Below are 15966 nucleotides of genomic sequence, written 5' to 3' on the forward strand. Positions count from 1 at the left end.
TGCTCCCCGCGCGAGCGGGGATGATCCCCGGTGGGGGCAGGCCGCTCTTGACGCCCGCCGGTGCTCCCCGCGCGAGCGGGGATGATCCGACCGGCGAGCTCATCCGTGAGGCCGGATCGCTGTGCTCCCCGCGCGAGCGGGGATGATCCCGGACAGTCGAACGTCACGCTCACCAATGCCGCGTGCTCCCCGCGCGAGCGGGGATGATCCTCGTGAGCCCGCTATCACCCTTGGCATGGTGTCGTGCTCCCCGCGCGAGCGGGGATGATCCCGACCCGTGGGCGGGAGGTGCGCAGGATGTCGCGTGCTCCCCGCGCGAGCGGGGATGATCCGGTTCCGACCCCCTGGCTGTTGGCACAGCCGCGGTGCTCCCCGCGCGAGCGGGGATGATCCCTGGACGCGGTATCGACCCGTCGCGAGCCAGACGGTGCTCCCCGCGCGAGCGGGGATGATCCGTCGGCGTGGATCTGCGAGTTCCCTACCCACGCGTGCTCCCCGCGCGAGCGGGGATGATCCCCGTCCCATCGAGGGTGCGGACCAGAAAAACCTGTGCTCCCCGCGCGAGCGGGGATGATCCGCAAGCACCGCTCTACGAGGGGAGGTTGGACGTGTGCTCCCCGCGCGAGCGGGGATGATCCCATCCTGCTCGCGGGGATCATCGGCACCGGCAAGTGCTCCCCGCGCGAGCGGGGATGATCCGCCATCCATCACGTTCGACGACGCCGGGCTGCTGTGCTCCCCGCGCGAGCGGGGATGATCCCATCACGTCGGGCGGGTGCACGTCCGGCGTCACGTGCTCCCCGCGCGAGCGGGGATGATCCGAACCTCGCCGACCAGCTGGGGGCGTCATGAACGTGCTCCCCGCGCGAGCGGGGATGATCCCTTCCCCTGCGCGTCGTAGGCGCTGATGCCGAGGTGCTCCCCGCGCGAGCGGGGATGATCCGGTCAGGTCGGCAGGGGTGAACGCGGCGACACGGTGCTCCCCGCGCGAGCGGGGATGATCCGTACGCGTCGAGAGCGTCGGCGGCCTCGCGCTGGTGCTCCCCGCGCGAGCGGGGATGATCCGAACGTGATCGGCATGGTCGTCGACTCGTTCGCGTGCTCCCCGCGCGAGCGGGGATGATCCGGTGCTAGTAGCAGCCGAAGGACTCCGCTGCACGTGCTCCCCGCGCGAGCGGGGATGATCCGGTGTAGGCCATCTCAACGCGGCAGGCCGTCGAGTGCTCCCCGCGCGAGCGGGGATGATCCGCCTCCACAGGCGGGAGCCCTCGGGGGCGTTGTGTGCTCCCCGCGCGAGCGGGGATGATCCGGCTGCTGCTGAGTTGTACGTGCGGCAGCATCTGTGCTCCCCGCGCGAGCGGGGATGATCCGCCCACATGGCTGCACACCCGGACGTGATTGACGGTGCTCCCCGCGCGAGCGGGGATGATCCCTCCTTCATGGCAGGGGTGGCCGCCTTGAACTGGTGCTCCCCGCGCGAGCGGGGATGATCCGGCTCTCGACACGGAGTTGCGCGCCTACCAGTCGTGCTCCCCGCGCGAGCGGGGATGATCCGTCCTGCGCCCACCCGCGATCGGTGCGTCGTTCGTGCTCCCCGCGCGAGCGGGGATGATCCACCATCAGGAGAAGAGCATGAGCGGAGAACCCATGTGCTCCCCGCGCGAGCGGGGATGATCCGTACCTACCCGAGTGGGTCTACGGAATGCCGTAGTGCTCCCCGCGCGAGCGGGGATGATCCCTGTGCGCCCCGCACCTGCGGCAGCGGAGCCGTGTGCTCCCCGCGCGAGCGGGGATGATCCCATCTCGTAGGTCTTGCCGTCAGCACCAGTTGCGTGCTCCCCGCGCGAGCGGGGATGATCCGCGGTCGTCGGCGGTGATCCGCTCGACCTTCTCGTGCTCCCCGCGCGAGCGGGGATGATCCGGCGTTGCCGCTGATGAGGGGGACGACCTCGACGTGCTCCCCGCGCGAGCGGGGATGATCCGGGCATGCGCGTCATCGTCGAGGGCAAGTTGAAGTGCTCCCCGCGCGAGCGGGGATGATCCGGCTGGAAGGTCGCCCACAAGGGCAAGGCGTGGGTGCTCCCCGCGCGAGCGGGGATGATCCTTCACAACGACCGGGACGTACTGGTCCAGGAACGTGCTCCCCGCGCGAGCGGGGATGATCCGCGTGCGCCACCCACGGCATCTGCGGCTGCACGGTGCTCCCCGCGCGAGCGGGGATGATCCCGATCCCTTCCGAGCACGCATCGACCAACCAGGGTGCTCCCCGCGCGAGCGGGGATGATCCCCGGCCGTGGCCGCAGGAGCCGGCGTTCATGTCGTGCTCCCCGCGCGAGCGGGGATGATCCCGAGATGAAGCACGCGAGCAAGTCGGCGGACCGGTGCTCCCCGCGCGAGCGGGGATGATCCCAGGCTGTCGAGAGCAGGATCATCCTCGGACACGTGGTCCCCGCGCGAGCGGGGATGATCCCAGGCTGTCGAGAGTAGGATCATCCTCGGACACGTGGTCCCCGCGCGAGCGGGGATGATCCGATCGGTACCACGCCAACACATCACCGTCCGCGTGCTCCCCGCGCGAGCGGGGATGATCCGAAACTCGCGAGCTTCTGTCGGAACCCCCAGCGGCGAGGGCCAGACCGAGGCCCCGGCGGGCGGTCCCGTGCAGCGACCGACACCGTCAGCCTCTGCGTGGCATCGCCGCCACGGCCAGGGCATGAGCCTGGGCCAGCTGTCGGGGGCTCCTCCCGGAGCGAGACGCCGATGCCGACAGCGGCCACGGCCCACGCGAGTGCGGTGAGGCTGACGACCAGCGTGGCCGGTGGCGTGCGACGGGAGTCAGCCCAACAGTTTCAGGATGGCTGGCAAGGTCAGCACCGCCCCGTAGTAGGCCATGAACTGCACCCCGGAATGAACGCCGAAGTACTTGTTCAGGACGCCACCGAGCAGTCCGATGGTCAACGTCACGAGAAGGGCCATCGGCCCGCCTTCGTAGAGGCAGATGACGACGATCAGGCCCGCGAACGCGCCGATGATCGCCTCGTGCGAGACCGAACGCATGACCCACGAGGCGGCCCGGTGCGCATTGTTCATGGCGAAGGGGTACGCCACGATCGCCGACAGGAGCACGGCCAACAGGCCATACCCGGCGAACTCCCAGATCGAGAGCATGTCGTGCAGGTTGTGGCTCGTCTTCGCAGCCGCGTCGACCGTGTAGACGGGCGGGGCGTTGAACAGCGGCGCTGCGGGTCCGGCTGCCATGGGGGACAGCGGGAGCCCGATCGCGATCAGGGGGATGAGGGTCTCGGCGATGTAGGTCGACTCGGTCGTGCCGTTGCGCACCGCGATCGTGGTGGTGAGGCGGTGGTAGGCGTTCTTGATGCGTCCGCCGAAGATCTCGCCCATCAGAACCGTCATCGCCACCGGTGAGAACACGAAGGTCGCGCTCGAGACGACAGCCGCCGCCGAGGTCATGGCCACCTGCTTGCGGTCAAGGACGCGGAGCGGGTTGGGGAGCCGGCCGGACCAGTTCCGGGTGTCGGGCGCGAGTTCGAACCGCTTCGGTTCCGCCACGGCCATGGACCGTCGCCCGGCGGGGGACAGTGCGAGGAACATGTCGGCGATCAACGGTCCGACGGCGATGCCGAGGAAATAGCTGATCGACAGGCTGGGCGTACCGGTGCTCTTCACGAACAGGTTGAGACCGGCGACGACCAGGACGAACGGGACCAGCGACAGGACCGCCGCCCAGCGACCCTTGGACGTGAACGCGATCAGGGCCGCTGCTGCGCCGAACAGCCAGGGCGCGGCCTGGCTGATGGTGGCTGCGAACGGGGTGAGGAGTGACGCGAACAGCACCGCGCAGGGGACGGCGATGAACGCAGCAAGCACCCCACCGGTGATCGCCTTGCGCAGTGCGATGTGGGGTACGCCGAGGTCCCGCAACAACTGGGCATCCCGCAGGATGGGCACCGCAGTCGTGTCACCGGGGATCCCCAGCAGCGTCGTCGGGATCATGTGGGTGATGTGCTTGGAGATGACACCCGCAAGGAAGAATGTCAGCACCCCCGACGGGGGAACCCCGATCAGGATCACCAGCAGCGTCAGTGGAGCCACGGTCGCGGTCTCGTCGGTGCCTGAGACCACGCCGATCATGGCGAACACCACGGCACCGAGCAGCCCCATTCCCAGGGCCCAGAGAATGGCGGTGATCATGCGGCACCCCCACGCTGGGTGGCCCGTTCGGCGAGGGTGTCGAACAGCCCGAGGTCGCGGAGCTCTTCCTGCACGGCAGCGGGAAGATCTGCAGGATGACCCAGCGGACCCACCTCTGCCTCGACCGCGAGGAGCGCTGCCTCACGCTCCTGGGGCGTGGAGACGTGCTCGCCCACCACACGTTTGGGTGCGAACACCCGGGCACAGATCACCGCTGCTACCAGGCACGCCGCCAGCCCGGCCAGCAGCGAATACGACTTGGCCAGCGAGGCGTTGGACACCCACGCCGTGAACAGGCTCCGGGCTCCCAGATAGGTCGGCACGGCGAGCCCCACCCCGATGAGTGTGGCGAACGTGACATGGCGGGAATCCACCGTGTCACCCCAGAGTTCGATCAGGCCCGACGGCTGCGAAGGGGGCTCACTCATGGCCATCCCCCTCGGCCAGGATCGCCACCGCACGATCGAAGGTGACCGACCCTTCGGCCACCATGCGGTCGGCGACATCAGCGACCCGCGCGGCCGGCGCCCCGGCAGCGATGGCGATGTTCTTCGCATGCAGCGACATGTGGCCCCGCTGGATGCCTTCGGTGGCCAGCGCACGCATGGCTGCGACGTTCTGGGCCAGGCCCACCGCGACGATCACCTGGGCGAGTTCGGAGGCCGACTCGACGCCCAGGACCTCGAGTGCCCAGCGCGCGCCGGGATGGGTCTTCGTCGCACCGCCCACCAGACCGACCGGCATCGGCAGCTCGAGCGTCCCCACGAGGTGGCCGTCGGCGTTCTGCTCGAAGTGGGACATCGTCGTGTAGCGGCCATCAGCGCCGATGGCATGGGAGTGGCAGCCGGCCTCCACCGCACGGGTGTCGTTGCCGGTGGCCAGGACGACCGCCGAGATGCCGTTCATGATCCCCTTGTTGTGGGTGGCCGCCCTGTAGGGGTCCGCCGCAGCGAACGCGTACGCATGGAGCATGTCGGTCACGACCTGCTCGCCGCCCAGCGCCTCCTTGTCGAGCACGCACGTCGCGCGGGCAAGGCGCTGGTCGGCCTTGTTGGTGAGGATCCGCAGCAGCGGGCGGCCGCCGGTGCGCTGGGCGAGCAGCGGGGCAACCCGTTCAGCCATCGTGTTGACGGCGTTGGCACCCATGGCATCGCGCACGTCCACGACGAGGTGGACGACCACGTACGCCTTTTCCCGGAACCGGACCACGCGGGCCGTGAGGTCGCGTACGCCCCCACCCAGCTCGACGAGGCGCCGATCGCACGCGTTCGCGGCGGCAACGACCTCGTCGCGCATCGCCAGGACATCGGCACGGGCGGCCTCGGGTGTCGGACATCCGACGAGCTGGATCTGCGCCTGCATGAGCGGGGCGCTCGAGCTGGCAGTGAAGCCTCCGCGTACGCGAGCGATCCGTGCGGCGTTGCTGGCGGCCGCGACGACGGACGCCTCCTCGGTGACCATCGGCACGAGCCGATCGTGACCGTTGAGCGTGACGTTCGTGCAGATCCCCACCGGCAACGAGAACAGGCCGACCGTGTTCTCGCTCATGTTGCTGGCCTGATCGACCGAGAGGGCATCGGGATCGATCAGGGGCCAGTGGGGCGTCGTGCCGAGCGCCTCGCTGATCGCCGCCCGGCGTTGGGAGATGTCGAGATTGCGCATCCCGGAGATTCGGCTGTTCGCCATGGGTGAGCTCCTTTGCTGACTGTCCGAGTAGTCAACAAGCGGCGCCGACGCAACGATATGGACGAACCTTCTATCCTTGGCGTCGGGAAGTGTCGAGTTCTGACATCGTGCGCAGGCTGTGCAGTCGCAGGGCCACGAGAGTTCGGAAGTGGCGCTCCGAGGAGTCCCAGTCAGACCCCAGGAGCGCGGCGATGCGCGTCAACCGCTGACGCACCGTGTTGGGGTGCACGAACAACCTCTCGGCGGCGCGGGTGATCCCTCGGCCCGTCTCGAGATAGGCCAGGGCCGTATCCGTCAGTTGCGTCCCTCGGTTCTCGTCCCACGCGACGAGGGGCGCCACCGTGGCGTCCACGAACGACTGTGCCGACGCTGAGCTGCCTCCGAACATGGACGCGTAGGGGAGATACTCGACGAGCGCCCCGGTGCGACGCTCGACGCCGAGTCCCTGCAGGAGCTCGACGCAGGACCACAGGCTCGCGGCACAGGCGGCCAGCCCGTCGAGCGGTGTCAGATCGGCGACGATCGCCACCCCGGGCAGCCCCTCCAACTGTCCGACGTCGAGCCGGCCGGCGGCGGCCGCCACCGTGTAGCCGCCAGCGTGTCGTCCGACCAACCAGTCGGGATGGCGGCGCAATGCTGCCCGTGTCTGTGCGCGGTGCTCCGGGCGCACCCCGACGGCGGCAAGGACCACCCCCTGCCTCACATCGAGGCCATGGGCACGCTTGAGCCGTACCACATCCGAATCGCTCAGCCGCCCCAGCACGAGGTCTTGGACGAGTTCGTCCCGCGTACGCCAGATCGCCTGCTCCTGAGCCTCGTCACGCATCGTGACCAGCGCCATGAGCTGCGCCGCGCGTTCCAGCGTCCGGATCTCGGCGGCGGTGAAGGCGGCCGGACGCCGGGCGAGGAACGCGCCGTGACATCGCATACCCGCGGACGCGGCCACCACAACGATGTCCCCCTGGGTGACTGCCCGGCCGCGGGCGACCGACGCGCAGCGGCTGTCCCACCAGTCCGCCCGCGGCGGCCAGGCCTGCTCCTGCCCCGCCGTGAACGCCCCATCGGGGTCGGTGGCGGCGATCTCACAGCCCAGATGTTCCTCCAGCGTCGCCGCGATCTCCCGCACACCGCCGTGCTTCAGCAGGTGAGCGGTCAACTCTTCGTGGGTGCGCGCCGCCTGGGCCGTCGCGGCCAGCTGTTCCTCCGCCGCACGCTGGGACGACTCCGCGTGCTCCACCGCCCGATGCAGCTCACCCAGCAGCCGAGTCGTCCGGATCGCCGACGCCGCATGACCCCCGAACGCCGACAGCAGGGCGATCTCGGCGGCGGTGAAGCGACGCCGGGTGCGTTGGGCAACGAACAACACACCCATGACCTGGTCGTTGGCCACCAAGGGGATGCCGAGGAGTGCGGCGATGCCCTCGGCGCGGACCGCCGAGTCGACCTCGTCGTCGTGGGGGAGCCCCGTGCCGCTCCAGTAGTCGAGGACCTGCTGGGGCAACCGCGTACTGGCCACACGGCTCGCCAGTCCCACCCCCACCGGGACTCGCAGCGAGATGAGCTCGGTCGACACGCTGCCCCTGGCGGCCCGCACCAGGAGTCCCTGGGTCGCCTCGTCGTACTCCGACAGATAGGTCAGGTCCACCTCGACCAGTTCGTGGGCCCTGTCGACCAGGCGTTGCAGGAGGGCAGACGCATCGGTCTCCTCCACGAGGTCCCGGGCACTGGCGATGAGGCTCGACAGCTCGCGGTCACGGTTCAGCAGACGCGTCAGCCGATTGGACAGATCGGCGACCCGCGCACGGTCCGCTCTCGGAACGCCGGGCAGCAGGGTCGCGAGCTGTGACTCCGAGACGGGAGTGCTCGCCTCCAGCACGGCGAGCACATCCTGGAGGTCGCTGAGACGCGATCCTTCACGGTGTCTGCTCATGGGCCTCCTCGTCTGCGAAGCAGATGATAGGCGCGCCCAGCCCGCGATCCGACCGTCTCATCCCCGTCGTGCGACCCAGCGGGAGGGCAGGCGTAGCTTCGTCCCATGGGGCAGCTCATCGACCGCACCGCAACGACCTACCCGATCGGGCACCGGGCTGCGACAGTCCCCGCGTAGGCTGGCGACCCAGTCCACCTGCCGAGGTGCGTGACCGAGGAGAACCCGTGGCCGAACTCGACGGGCCCCCGCGCCCGCAGCCCGCCGGGCGACCGGCGGGGTCGTGGCGTGCGCTGCCCCGACTCCTGCGCCAGCGGGCCGAGGCCGAGCGCGCAGCGGCTCGGCGCACGCCTCCCCGGACGCGCACGACCCGCCGGCTCGTCTGCGCCGCCACCATCGTCGTATCGGCCGGCGTCCTTGCCTGGTCCCTGCGGATCCCCGCGGGCGACCCGATGTTCTATCCGGCGACCCTGGCCCTGGCGGCGATCCTCATCGCAGGCGCGGTCACCGCCGGGCGCCCACCGCGGGACCCGTCGGTCCCCGCGTCGGTCTCCCGCGACGCCGTGACCGGTCTGGGCGCGGGGGCGGTCCTGCTCCTGGTGTTCCTCGTCGGTGCCGGCATCGTGGCCCAGGTCCCGTTCCTCAAGACCCCGGTGCAACAGCTGCTCGACCACGCGAGCGTCGGATCGCTGCCGATCGTCCTGGCCATCACCGTCGTCAACGGCGTCGCCGAGGAGCTGTTCTATCGCCGCGCCCTCTACGACGCCACCGCCGCCCGCCACCCGATCCTCCTCACCACGGTCGTCTACACCGCGGTCACGGCCCTTTCGGGCATCCCGCTGCTCGCCCTCGCCGCCGCGTTGCTCGGCCTGACCTGCGCGCTGCTGCGACGCTGGACCCGCGGCATCGTGGCCCCCATGCTCGCCCACCTCGTGTGGTCGCTGGGTATGCTGCTCCTGCTCGACCCCACTCTCACCCTTCTGGAGAAGTTATGAGCACTCGGCTGGGACTGGTCACCGGCGCCACCGGCTATGTGGGGGGCGAGCTCGTCACCGCGCTCACCGAGCGCGGGTGGCGCGTCCGCGTCCTCACCCGCAGCGTCGACAAGGCGCGCACGGCCCCGTGGGGTGAGGCGATCGTCAACGGCGCAGCCAGCTCCGGCCAGGTCGAGGTCGTCGAGGGGGACGCCTCCGACGCGGCCGACCTGCGCCGTGCACTCGATGGGGTCGACGTCGCCTGGTATCTCCTGCACTCCATGGGTGACGACGTCGACGACTTCCGCGCCGAGGAACGCGCGATGGCCCAGTCGTTCGCCGAAGCCGCCCGCGACGCCGACGTCAGTCGCATCGTCTACCTCGGCGGCCTCCACCCCGACAGCGACGACCTGTCGGACCACCTTGCCTCGCGCGTCGAGGTCGGCCGCATCCTCCTCGACTCCGGCGTACCGACCGCCGCCCTCCAAGCGGGGGTCGTGCTCGGCGACCGCTCCCAATCGTTCGTCATGCTGCGCCATCTGGCCGAGCGACTCCCCGGCGCCGTCGGCCCGAGGTGGTTGCGCAACAAGATCGCACCCATCGCAGTCAAGGACGCACTGCACTACCTCGTCGCCGCCGCCGACCTGCCCCGCGAGCAGTCCCGCGAGTTCGACATCGCCGGACCCGACGTCGTCAGCTATGCGGAGATGATGAAGCGGTACGCCGCCGCCCTCGGACTGGGCCCGCGCGTCGTGTTCACTGCCCCCCTCACCACTCCCCGCGCCGCCGCGCGGTGGATCGGACTGGTCACCCCGGTGACGTACGGGTTGGCGCAACCGTTGGTCGACAGCCTGCTGCACGACACCGTCGCCGACGAGCACGACCTCGCCGACCTGGTGGGGGAGCCCGATGGCGGGCCCACGGGCTTCGAGGACGCCGTACGCGAGGCCGCGTCCGGTCAGGACACCCGCCGCTGGCGCAAGACGCTGGGCACCATGGTCGCGGCGGTCACGGCGTGTGCGGTGGCGGGATCGTGGGCGACCCAGCCCGACAGCGCCTGGTATCGCCGCCTGGCAAAGCCGCCGTTCCAGCCGCCAGCCTGGGCGTTCCCGGTCGCATGGACGGCGTTGTACGCCGACATCGCCGTCGTCGGCGCCCTATCGCTGGCCGACCTCGCCGAGACAGGCCGCCACGACGAACGCCGTCGATTCGTCGCGGCGCTCGCGGCCAACCTGGTGCTCAACGCCGGCTGGAGCGCGGTCTTCTTCCGGGGCCGCAACCTCCCAGCGTCCACCGCGGTCGCTGTCGCCCTGGCTGCCTCCAGCGCCGACCTGGTGCGCCGGGCGGGCTCGGTGAGCCCCGAGAAGGGCGTCGTGCTCTCCCCGTACGCCGCGTGGACCACCTTCGCCGCCGTTCTCACGGCGGAGATCACCCGCCGCAACCGCTGACGCCTCAGCGTGCCCCGCGGAGCACCCGGCGGGCGAGGGTGAACTGCAGCGGCAGCCGGGCAACCAGCACCGCCCGGGGAATGGGCGCGTACCGCTCGGGGTGGCGGGCCATGTGCAGGTTGGCTGGATAGACGGCTGCCAGCAGCGCCACGAGCCCCCAAGCCGCCGGCTTTCGCGTCGCGGGACTCGCGTACGCCAGGCCGAGGGCGATCTCGGCCGCGCCGCTGGCCAGGTGGGCGGCGCGTGGGCTCACCGGCACCCAGTCGGGCACCGCACGGTCGAACACCTTCGGCGCGGCGAAATGCAGGACGCCCATGCCGACGAACAGGGCGGAGACGGGCAGGGGCGAGGGGGAGCGGCTCATGGCCCCAGCCTCGCACAAGGGCGACCGGATCCACGTGACCCCGGTGGGTCCCCGGACGGCGCGGGCCCGCTAGTGTGCCTGACCAAAGGACGGGGGTGGCCCATGGATGCCGATGTGATCGTCGTGGGAGCGGGGCTGGCAGGGCTGCGGTGCGCCCGCGTCCTGGCCGAGCGCGGGGTGGACGTCCGCGTCCTGGAGGCCGGCGACGAGGTGGGCGGTCGCGTACGCACCGACGTCGTCGAGGGGTTCCGGTGTGACCGCGGGTTCCAGGTGGTGAACCCCTCCTACCCGGCCGTGCGCCGCGCGCTCGACCTCGACGCGCTCGACCTGCGCCCCTTCGGGCGCGGCATCGCCGTGCGTCGGGACACCGGCCTCGCCGAACTGGTCGATCCCAGCCGGAAACCCTGGCGTACGCCGCACATGCTCCGCAGCGGCCTCGTGCGCCCACTCGAGGTCGCCCGCCTCGGCGCGTGGCTCGCACCGGCCCTGGGACCGGTGCCCCGCCTGCTGCGTGCGCGCGACCTCGCGTGGGGTGAGTCGCTCGACCGCGCGGGGGTCGACGGCCCGCTGCGCCGGGAGGTCCTCGAACGCTTCCTCGCCGGCGTCATCCTCGAGGAGGACGGATCGACGTCGGTCACGTTCGTCCGCCTGCTGCTGCGCTCGTTCGTCCTGGGCACCCCCGGCGTACCCGCCCGCGGGATGGGCGCCATCGCCGCCCAGCTCGCCGCACCGCTCCACGACCGCGTGACCACCGGCGTACGCGTCCGTGCGGTGTCCCCAGGCAGGGTCGACACCGACGGCGCGAACCTCACCGCCCGTGCCGTCGTCGTCGCGACCGACCCCCGCACCGCGGGCGAGCTCCTCAGCGACCGCATGTCCGTCCCGCCGATGAAGGGACTGGTCACCGACTGGTTCGCCGCCGAGGAGGCCCCCGCGACCGACCTGTTGCGGGTCGACGCGCGCCGGACCCGCGGCCCGGTGGTCAACACCGCCGTGGTCAGCAATGCGGCGCCGACGTACGCGCCCGCCGGGGCCCACCTCGTGCAGGCGACCTCCCTGCTGGGTGGCTCGGGGGAGGCACCCGACCACGATTCGGTCCGCCGTCAGGTCGAGGACCTGTGGGAGGGTGGCTTGCGAGGCGTACGCCCGCTGGTGCGCCACGTCGTCCGCGACGCACTTCCCGTTCAGCCGCCACCGCTGGATGCCCGCCGCGACATCGGTGTGGGGGACGGGCTGTTCGTCTGCGGTGACCACCGCGACACCGCCTCGATCCAGGGCGCGCTGATCTCCGGTGCGCGGGCCGCGCATGCCGTGGGTGACCTGCTCGGAACGAAGGATGATCGATGACCCGCACCACCAGCACGACCACCGACCTCGTCGAACTCGTCGCCCCCGACGGCACGCCCCTCGGGTCGGCGCCCCGCCTCAGTGTCCACACCACCGACACGCCCTTGCACCGGGCGTTCTCCATCTACCTGTTCAACGCCGACCACCAGGTGTTGATGACCCGCCGCGCCCTGTCGAAGGCCACGTGGCCCGGCGTGTGGACCAACGCCTGCTGCGGCCACCCCCGCCCCGGCGAGACCACGGTCGACGCCGTGCGCCGGCGCGTCCGCGAAGAACTCGGCGCCGAGGTGTTGTGCGAGGCCGTGGCGCTGCCGGACTTCGCATACCGCGCCGTCGACGCCAGCGGCCTGGTCGAGAACGAGCTCTGCCCGGTCTACCTCGGGGCCGTCGTTGACGACCGCCTCGACCCCGACCCCAGCGAGGTCATGGAACATCGGTGGATGGAGTGGCCGCGCCTGGCCGAGGGCGTGAAGGCGACGCCCGAGATGTTCAGCCCCTGGGCGGCGCTGCAGATCCCCCAGCTCGACGAACAGCTCCCGCGCTGGCCGGCGGCCATGACGTCTGCGCCGAACACTGCTGGCGTCACCCTCGACGCCGTTGACGAACTGCTGGCCCGGGGGGCCGCCGAGCTGGCCGGCATGTGGCGGGGCTCGATCGAACCCGGCCCCACCGACGTGGTGGGCCGTGACCTCCCCGACCAGCTCGGTGACCTGGTGCGCGGCGGCGGGAAACGCATCCGGCCCACGATGTGCCACTGGGGCTATGTGGCGTCCGGCGGCAAGATCGGCGGACCGCGGTACGCCGACGTCGTACGCGTGGCCGCGGCGCTGGAGATGCTGCACACCTTCGCTCTGGTCCACGACGACGTGATGGACGAGTCCGACACCCGACGCGGACGGCCCAGCGCCCACATTGTCGCCGCCGCAGCCCATCGCGCCACACACAGCCACGGCGACGCCGACGTCTTCGGGGCCAACGTCGCCATCCTCCTGGGCGACCTCGCCCACGCCGAGGCAGACCGGCTGGTCTCGACCCTTCCCGACGAGCTGCGCCGCCAGTGGTTCGAGCTGTGCGTCGAACTCATCGCCGGCCAGCGCGCCGACCTCACCGGTGCGGCCGCCGGCCGCTTCGACCTGGCCCACGCCAGCCTCGTCGCCCGCCTGAAGTCCGGGGCCTACACCGTCGAACGCCCGCTGTTGCTCGGCGCCACGGCAGCCGGTGCCGGGCCTTCGGCCCGCGACGCACTGGCGACCTACGGACGCCAGCTGGGCCACGCGTTCGCCCTGCGCGACGACGTGCTCGGCGTGTGGGGCGACCCGGCGGTGACCGGCAAGCCAGCTGGCGACGACCTGCGCAGCGGCAAGGCCACGGTCATCCTGGCCCTGGCCCGCGGCCGGCTCCGAGGTGAGGGCGCCCGCGCGATCGACCGCGTCGCCACCCCCGAGGCCCGCGATGGCGACGTGGCCCTCCTGCAAGCCGCGCTCACCGAGGCCGGCGTACGCGACCGTGTCGAATCCCTGATCACCGAGGCCCACGACCAGGCCATCGCCGCCCTCGAGCTCGCCGACCTCGACCCGGGCGGGGTCGACGGCCTGCGCGACGTCGCCCGCCGTATCAGCTGGAGGGACCGATGAGCCGCGTGGTGGTCGTTGGCGCCGGCCTCGCCGGCCTGGCCGCCGCCTGCCACCTCTCGGGCGCCGGCCACCGCGTCACCGTGGTCGAGCGCGGCGACCTGCCCGGCGGCCGCTCCGGACGCCTGGTCCGCGACGGGTTCGCCTTCGACACCGGTCCGACGGTGTTCACGATGAAGGGGCTGGTCGCCGAGGCGCTGGCCGCGGTCGGCGCCGACATCGACGACGTGTTGCCGCTGCGTCGCCTCGACCCCGCCTACCGCGCCCGCTATGCCGACGGCTCGACCCTCCACGTCCGCTTCGGCCACGAGGCGATGCGCGACGAGATCGCCCGCGAGTGCGGCGCCCACGACGCCGCCGCCTTCGACGACTTCGTCGCCTGGCTGCGCAAGCTCTACGACCTGGAGATGCCCAACTTCATCGACCGCAACTTCGATTCCCCGCTGGGCCTGCTGCGCAACCCGGCCGCGGCGGCCCGACTCGTGGCCATGGGCGGGTTCGGCCGGCTGGGTCCCGAGATCCGTCGGCGCTTCCGCGACGAACGCCTGCACCGCCTGTTCTCCTTCCAGGCCATGTACGCCGGCCTCGCCCCCGACGACGCGCTCGCCATCTACGCGGTCATCACCTACATGGACTCCATCGAGGGCGTGTGGTTCCCGGAGCCGACCGGCGACGACCCCGTCGGGGCAGGCATGCACGCCATCCCCGCCGCGATGGCGCGGGCGGCAGAGGCGGCGGGGGTCGAGTTCGCGTACGGGGCCGAGGTCACCGCCGTGCTGCGTCGACCCTCCGACCAGGCGGCCTGCGGCGTGCGCCTGGCCGACGGGGACCAGATCTCGGCCGACGCCGTGGTCTGCACCGTCGATCTGCCGGTGGCCTACGAGCGGCTGTTGCCCGACCTGCGCCCCCCGCGGCCCGTGCGGAGTGGCGCGTATTCTCCCTCGGCCGTCGTGTGGCACGTGGGCGTACGCGGCCTTCCCGGCCCAGAAGTCGCCCACCACAACATCCATTTCGGGCACGAGTGGGCGGGCGCGTTCGACGACCTGCTGCAGGCGGGAACGCTGATGCGCGACCCGTCCCGACTGGTGTGCGTGCACTCCCTGGATGACCCGACGGCCGCCCCACCGGGGGACTCCACGCTGTATGTGCTCGAACCCGTACCCAACCTCGACGTCGGCAAGGTGAGCTGGCACCACGAGGCCCCGCGCATGCGGGAACGGCTGCTCGGGTTCCTCGACGCCGAGGGCTACCCCAGCGACGTCGTCGTCGAGGAGCTCGTCACCCCCGACGACTGGAGGGACCAGGGCATGGCGGCGGGGACCCCGTTCGCGCTGGCCCACACCTTCGGCCAGACCGGCCCGTTCCGCCCGGCCAACACCACACGTCAGCTCCCCGGCCTGGTGTTCGCCGGCTCCGGCACGGTGCCGGGCGTGGGCGTACCCATGGTGTTGATCTCCGGCAAGCTCGCCGCCCAACGCGTCGAGGCGTACCTGCGATGACACTGCTCGACGAGGGCTTCCGCCGCGCCGGCGAGCTGACAAGGCAGCACGGCACGACCTACTACTGGGGTGCGGCCCTGCTGCCACCCGACCAGCGCCGCGACGTCTATTCGGTATATGCCCTGTGTCGCCTCGCCGACGACATCGTCGACGAGCCCGAGACCGTCGACCTGGCCCTGCCCGCTCAGGGCACCCCCGCAGAGCGGCTCGAGACGTTCCGCGCGTGGTTCTTCGACGGGCTGGAGACCGGCGGCGCCGACGAGCCCGTGCTTGCGGCGGTGGTCGACACCGTGCGCCGGCGGGGGATCGACCCCGAGTGCTTCGACCGGTTCTTCGACGCCATGGCCCTGGACCTGACACGCACGACGTGGGCGACGTGGGAGGAACTGCGCGACGGCTACATGGAGGGCTCGGCGGCGGTCATCGGCGAGATGATGCTGCCGGTGCTGGAGCCGCTGACGCCGCAGGCGTACGCGCCGGCGCGCTCGCTGGGTCTGGCGTTCCAGCTCACCAACTTCCTGCGCGACGTCGCCGAGGACCTTGACCGGGGCCGGATCTACGTGCCGCAGGCCGACCTCGCGCGCCACGGCGCCGACCCCGCCCGCCGGGTCGCCGACGCGCCGTGGCGCGCGATGATGGCCGAGCAGGTCGCGCGCAACCGGGAGCTCTACCGGGCCGCCGAGCCGGGCGTACGCATGCTCCCGCCGCGGTCGGCGCGCTGTGTGGCGACCGCTCACGTGTTGTATTCGCGCATCCTCGACCGGATCGAGGCCGCCGGGTTCGACGTGTTCTCGGGGCGACACCGCGTGCCCACGTGGCAGAAGGCGGGGCTGGCGGTGCGGATCCTGGCGGCCGGCCCGCCGCGGTCGCTGCGCTGA

11 protein-coding genes and 1 CRISPR repeat array (1 of these 12 running past the window's edge) are annotated in these 15966 nt (G+C 71.5%); of the genes, 6 read left to right on the forward strand and 5 right to left on the reverse strand.

Annotated elements, in window-relative coordinates; translation table 11 throughout:
- Positions 1-2591: a CRISPR direct-repeat array (repeat unit 28 nt; unit sequence GTGCTCCCCGCGCGAGCGGGGATGATCC); it begins 1528 nt to the left of the window's first position.
- 244 nt (positions 2592-2835) lie between these two features.
- The 4 genes from ACYVGD_RS03760 to ACYVGD_RS03775 are packed head-to-tail and all read right to left on the reverse strand — an operon-like array spanning position 2836 to position 7828.
- Complete coding sequence (locus ACYVGD_RS03760) at positions 2836-4212, reverse strand: tripartite tricarboxylate transporter permease (RefSeq protein ID WP_460741650.1); 1377 nt, start codon at positions 4210-4212, stop codon at positions 2836-2838.
- Complete coding sequence (locus tag ACYVGD_RS03765; RefSeq protein WP_460741651.1) at positions 4209-4640, reverse strand: hypothetical protein; 432 nt, start codon at positions 4638-4640, stop codon at positions 4209-4211. The genes ACYVGD_RS03760 and ACYVGD_RS03765 overlap by 4 nt, the downstream gene beginning before the upstream one ends.
- Positions 4633-6072, reverse strand: coding sequence for a hydroxymethylglutaryl-CoA reductase, degradative (locus tag ACYVGD_RS03770; protein WP_460741753.1), 1440 nt, complete (start codon positions 6070-6072; stop codon positions 4633-4635). The genes ACYVGD_RS03765 and ACYVGD_RS03770 overlap by 8 nt, the downstream gene beginning before the upstream one ends.
- The gene (locus ACYVGD_RS03775; protein ID WP_460741652.1) at positions 5969-7828 is read right to left on the reverse strand and encodes a helix-turn-helix domain-containing protein; all 1860 of its coding nucleotides are present in this window, start codon (positions 7826-7828) and stop codon (positions 5969-5971) included. The genes ACYVGD_RS03770 and ACYVGD_RS03775 overlap by 104 nt, the downstream gene beginning before the upstream one ends.
- 224 nt (positions 7829-8052) lie before the next feature.
- On the opposite strand from ACYVGD_RS03775, the gene ACYVGD_RS03780 reads away from it, so the two are divergent.
- Together ACYVGD_RS03780 and ACYVGD_RS03785 are read left to right on the forward strand one after the other, a co-directional pair.
- Complete coding sequence (locus ACYVGD_RS03780) at positions 8053-8820, forward strand: CPBP family intramembrane glutamic endopeptidase (RefSeq protein ID WP_460741653.1); 768 nt, start codon at positions 8053-8055, stop codon at positions 8818-8820.
- On the forward strand, positions 8817-10247 hold the full coding sequence (locus ACYVGD_RS03785; protein ID WP_460741654.1) for a tryptophan-rich sensory protein: 1431 nt from the start codon (positions 8817-8819) through the stop codon (positions 10245-10247). Before ACYVGD_RS03780 ends, ACYVGD_RS03785 begins: the two co-directional genes overlap by 4 nt.
- Positions 10248-10251: 4 nt before the next feature.
- On the opposite strand, the gene ACYVGD_RS03790 is transcribed toward ACYVGD_RS03785, so the two are convergent.
- Positions 10252-10611 carry a DoxX family protein gene (locus ACYVGD_RS03790; RefSeq protein ID WP_460741655.1) on the reverse strand — a complete coding sequence of 120 codons (360 nt, stop codon included), beginning with the start codon at positions 10609-10611 and terminating at the stop codon, positions 10252-10254.
- A gap of 102 nt (positions 10612-10713) precedes the next feature.
- Between ACYVGD_RS03790 and ACYVGD_RS03795 the strand changes: the two genes are divergently transcribed.
- Genes ACYVGD_RS03795 through ACYVGD_RS03810 form a run of 4 tightly spaced genes read left to right on the forward strand, consistent with a single transcriptional unit; the run spans position 10714 to position 15966 of the window.
- Positions 10714-11958: an NAD(P)/FAD-dependent oxidoreductase gene (locus tag ACYVGD_RS03795; protein ID WP_460741656.1), complete on the forward strand. Its 1245-nt coding sequence runs from the start codon at positions 10714-10716 to the stop codon at positions 11956-11958.
- Complete coding sequence (gene idi / locus ACYVGD_RS03800; protein ID WP_460741657.1) at positions 11955-13592, forward strand: isopentenyl-diphosphate Delta-isomerase; 1638 nt, start codon at positions 11955-11957, stop codon at positions 13590-13592. The genes ACYVGD_RS03795 and idi overlap by 4 nt, the downstream gene beginning before the upstream one ends.
- Positions 13589-15088, forward strand: coding sequence for a phytoene desaturase family protein (crtI, locus tag ACYVGD_RS03805; RefSeq protein WP_460741658.1), 1500 nt, complete (start codon positions 13589-13591; stop codon positions 15086-15088). Before idi ends, crtI begins: the two co-directional genes overlap by 4 nt.
- Positions 15085-15966 (forward strand): phytoene/squalene synthase family protein, encoded by an 882-nt coding sequence (locus ACYVGD_RS03810; protein ID WP_460741659.1) that lies wholly within the window; start codon positions 15085-15087, stop codon positions 15964-15966. The genes crtI and ACYVGD_RS03810 overlap by 4 nt, the downstream gene beginning before the upstream one ends.

This window comes from Mariniluteicoccus endophyticus (genome assembly GCF_054780035.1).